Source organism: Actinomycetota bacterium, from assembly GCA_036280995.1.
In the GTDB taxonomy this organism is placed as follows: domain Bacteria; phylum Actinomycetota; class CALGFH01; order CALGFH01; family CALGFH01; genus CALGFH01.
The window spans coordinates 1-3784 of sequence record DASUPQ010000376.1 but is presented as its reverse complement, the minus strand read 5'-3'; the positions used below and the strand labels follow the sequence as shown (position 1 = coordinate 3784).

Below are 3784 nucleotides of genomic sequence, written 5' to 3'. Positions count from 1 at the left end.
GACGTACGTCGTGGACGCGACGTTCTCCGGGCCGGCCCTGGACGACGACGGGATGCTGGTCGACATCGGCCGGGCCGCCGGCGCGCTCCGGGCGGTGGTCGCGGACCTGGGCTATCGCAACCTCGACGAGGACGACCGGTTCACCGGCCGCAACACCACGACCGAGGTGCTGGCCCAGCACGTGGCCGACCGGTTGGCGGAGCAGGTCAGCGGCGCGGGACTCGGCGGCGCCGGGTTGGGCGGCGGCCGCGTGACCCGCCTGACGGTCACCCTGCACGAGTCGCACGTCGCGCGGGCGAGCTACGAGAGAGGGGTGTGAGGGTGACCCCCACCGTGACGATGGTGGCCCCGGACGGGGTCGGTGACCCGCTCCGGCCGAGCGGTGGCAACACCTACGACCGTCGGCTGTGCCAGGAGCTGGCGGCCGCCGGGTGGACTGTCGACCTGCAGCAGGTCCCTGGGACCTGGCCGCGGGCCGACGCGGAGTCACGTCTCCACCTGGCGGCCGTCCTGGCCCGCCCACCGGGCGGCGCCTCGGTGCTCCTCGACGGCCTGGTCGCGCTTGCCGCCCCCGAGGTGGTGGTGCCGGCGGGCAGGCGGCTCCGGACCGTGGTGGTCGTGCACATGCCGCTCGACGGCGCGGGTGAGGGCGCTGTGCTGCGCTCGGCCACCGCCGTGGTCGCCACCAGCCACTGGACCCGCCGCTGGTTGCTGTCCCGTCACCGGCTCGACCCGGCCCGCGTGCACGTCGCAGCACCCGGTGTCGATCCGGCCCCGCCCGCGGTGGGCAGTCCCGACGGCGGCTCCCTCCTGTGCGTCGGCGCGGTGGTGCCCGAGAAGGGGCACGACCTGCTCGTCGCCGCACTGGCCTCGATCGCCGACCTCCCGTGGCGGTGCGTGGCCGTGGGCTCGCTGGACTGCGATCCGGCGTACGTCGCAGGGCTCCGAGCCGACATCCGGGCGGCCGGCCTCGTCGACCGGGTCGAGCTCACCGGGCCGCTCGCCGGGGCGCGACTCGCCGCGGCGTACGGGGCGGCCGACGTCCTGGTGCATGCCAGCCGGGCCGAGACCTACGGGATGGTCGTCACCGAGGCGTTGGCCCGAGGGCTCCCGGTGATCGCGTGTGCGGTGGGCGGGGTGCCGGAAGCGCTGGGGACCGCGCCCGACGGTCGGCCGCCGGGTGTGCTCACTCCCGTGGACGACGTCGACGCACTGGCCGGCGCCCTACGCGGCTGGGTCACGGACGCCGGGCTGCGCCGACGGCTTCGGGCCGCCGCCGGGAGCCGCCGGCCGGAGCTGGCGGACTGGCTCGCGACCGGCCACCGGGTGGCCCGGGTGCTCGAGGACGTGGCGGCATGAGGCCGCGGTGGGGGTGGCTGCTGGGTGCCTCGGTGCTGGCCGCGGTGGTGTGGTGGGTCGGTACCGACCCGTTCGTGCGCGGCGTGACCGCGCTCGACGCCGGGACCCTGGCGGTGGGCGCGGCGCTCGGAGTGCCGGTCACCGTGGCGAGTGCGTGGCGCTGGCGACTGGTGGCGAACGGGCTGGGCGTCGACGTGCCGCTCGGCCGGGCGACGGCGGCCTGCTACCGGTCCCAGCTGCTCAACTCGGTGCTTCCCGGTGGGGTCCTCGGTGACGTGCACCGAGGCGTCGACCACGGCCGCGCCGCCGGTGACCCGGCCCGCGGGCTGCGCTCGGTCGCCTGGGAGCGGACGGCGGGCCAGCTGGTGCAGGCGTCGATCGCGGTCCTCGTCCTGGTGCTGTTGTCGTCGCCGGTGCGGTCGTCGCTGCCGGGGCTGCTCACGCTCCTGGTCGTGGGCGTGGTGCTGCTCGTGGCGCTGGTGCGCAGCTGGTCGACGCTGCGCGCCGACCTGGCGATGCTGCTCGAGCGGCGGATCTGGCCCGGTGTGGTGGTGGCCTCGGCCGTGGTCGTGGCCGGTCTGGTGGCGACGTACGTCGTCGCCGCCCGGGCGGTCGGCGTCACCGCACCGCTGCCGACCCTGGTGCCGCTGGCGGTGCTGGTTCTCGTCGGCGCGGCCGTGCCGGCGAACCTGGCGGGGTGGGGCCCCCGCGAGGGCATGGCCGCCTGGGCGTTCGCAGCTGCCGGCCTGGGCGCCGAGCAGGGACTGTCCGCGTCGGTCGCCTTCGGCGTCATGGTGGTGGTGGCCGTCCTCCCGGGAGCCGCGGTCTTGGTGGTGGGCACCCGCGCCCGGGAACGAGCGGAGGAACCGGCGCATGGCTGAGCGCCCGTACACCATCTTGAGCTGCGGAGTCTCGATCGACGGTTCCCTCGACGCCGCGACCTCCGAGCGGCTGGTCCTCTCGAACGACGACGACCTGCGGCGGGTCGACGCCGTCCGGGCGGACGTCGACGCGATCCTGGTCGGCGCCGAGACCGTGCGGCACGACAATCCCCGGCTGCTCGTGCGCGACGCCCGGTTGCGCGAGTGTCGTCAGGCCCGCGGCCTGGGCGAGCACCCGATGAAGGTGACGGTGACTCGACGTGGGCGGCTGGACCCGACGGCGTGCTTCTTCGCGACCGGCGACTGCGAGAAGGTCGTCTACTGCGAACGAGGGGTCGTCGAGGCGGCCCGTGCCCGCCTGGGCTCGGTCGCGACCGTGGTCGACGGTGGTGCCACGGTCGACGTCCGCAGCCTGACCGAGGACCTCTGGCGGCGCGGCGTACGACGGTTGATGGTCGAGGGGGGTGGGCAGATCCACACCCAGTTCCTCACCGCCGGGCTGGCCGACGAGCTGCACCTGGTGGTGGCGCCGTTCTTCGTCGGCGACCCGCGCGCGCGCCGCTTCGTGGGGGCCGGCGCGTTCCCGTGGCACCCGGGCCACCGGGCGCACCTCGCGGAGACCCGTCAGATGGGCGACGTGGTGCTGCTGCGCTACGCCTTCGCCGCGGCCGAGGCCTCGTGAGGAGCCGCCCCATGCCGTCCGAGATGTCACCCGCCGTCGTCCCCGCCACCGTCCGCCGCCAGGTCCGGATGCCCGTCCGGCTGGCCGGGGGAGAGGTCGTCGAGGGCAGCATCATCACCTTCGACGGGCTCGCCGACGGGCAGGAGCACGTCGTGGTCGCGCTGGGTGACCGCGCTCGCGACCCGCTGGCACCCCGGTCCCGCGGGCCGCTGGACCGGGCGCCCCTGGTCCGGGTGCACAGCGAGTGCCTGACCGGGGACGTGCTGGGCAGTCAGCGCTGCGACTGCGGGCCGCAGCTGGCCGAGGCCGTCGACCGGCTCCACGAGGCGGGCGGCTACCTGGTCTACCTGCGCCAGGAGGGCCGGGGGATCGGGTTGTACAACAAGATCGACGCCTACGCCCTGCAGGACCGGGGCCTCGACACGTTCGAGGCCAACGAGGCCCTCGGGTTCGGCGGTGACGAGCGCCGGTACGACGTCGCCGCGCAGATGCTGCTCGGGCTCGGGGTCGACCGGGTCGAGCTGCTCACCAACAACCCGGACAAGGTGGCCCAGCTGCGCGCCGCCGGCGTCGGCGTCGACGGCTGGCTGCCCACCGGCCTGCACCTGTCGCCGGCGAACCGCCGTTACCTGACCGCGAAGGCGTACCGCGGGCACCGGCTGCTGGGGCTGGTCGCCGCCGTCACGCCCGTCACCGTGAGCAAGCAAGCCGATCCGGCGTGAGGCCTCACGCCGGATCGGTCGTCGCGTTCTTCGAGCTCGGCGTCAGGCGGCGAGGTCGGGGTCGCCCAGCCGGCGCAGCCGGTTGAGTGCCTCCCGCTCGAGCTGGCGCACCCGCTCGGCGGAGATGCCGTGCGTGATCC

At 75.3% G+C, this 3784-nt stretch carries 6 protein-coding genes; 5 read left to right on the top strand and 1 reads right to left on the bottom strand.

What is annotated here, in order from left to right:
* The 5 genes from VF468_12725 to ribA form a co-directional block, all read left to right on the top strand.
* Nucleotides 1-319: 6-carboxytetrahydropterin synthase (locus VF468_12725; GenBank protein HEX5879159.1), on the top strand; the 319-nt coding region annotated here is incomplete at its 5' end.
* A 2-nt stretch (nucleotides 320-321) separates the two neighbouring features.
* A complete protein-coding gene (locus VF468_12720) occupies nucleotides 322-1359 on the top strand; it encodes a glycosyltransferase family 4 protein (protein HEX5879158.1) in 1038 nt (345 codons plus the stop codon).
* Nucleotides 1356-2240: a lysylphosphatidylglycerol synthase domain-containing protein gene (locus tag VF468_12715; GenBank protein ID HEX5879157.1), complete on the top strand. Its 885-nt coding sequence runs from the start codon at nucleotides 1356-1358 to the stop codon at nucleotides 2238-2240. Before VF468_12720 ends, VF468_12715 begins: the two co-directional genes overlap by 4 nt.
* Complete coding sequence (locus tag VF468_12710; protein HEX5879156.1) at nucleotides 2233-2922, top strand: dihydrofolate reductase family protein; 690 nt, start codon at nucleotides 2233-2235, stop codon at nucleotides 2920-2922. Before VF468_12715 ends, VF468_12710 begins: the two co-directional genes overlap by 8 nt.
* An 11-nt stretch (nucleotides 2923-2933) precedes the next feature.
* Entirely contained in the window at nucleotides 2934-3644 is a 711-nt protein-coding gene (ribA, locus tag VF468_12705; protein HEX5879155.1) for a GTP cyclohydrolase II, read from the top strand.
* A 42-nt stretch (nucleotides 3645-3686) separates the two neighbouring features.
* On the opposite strand, the gene VF468_12700 is transcribed toward ribA, so the two are convergent.
* Nucleotides 3687-3782 (bottom strand): sigma factor-like helix-turn-helix DNA-binding protein, encoded by a 96-nt coding sequence (locus VF468_12700; protein ID HEX5879154.1) that lies wholly within the window; start codon nucleotides 3780-3782, stop codon nucleotides 3687-3689.
* Nucleotides 3783-3784 lie beyond the last annotated feature (2 nt).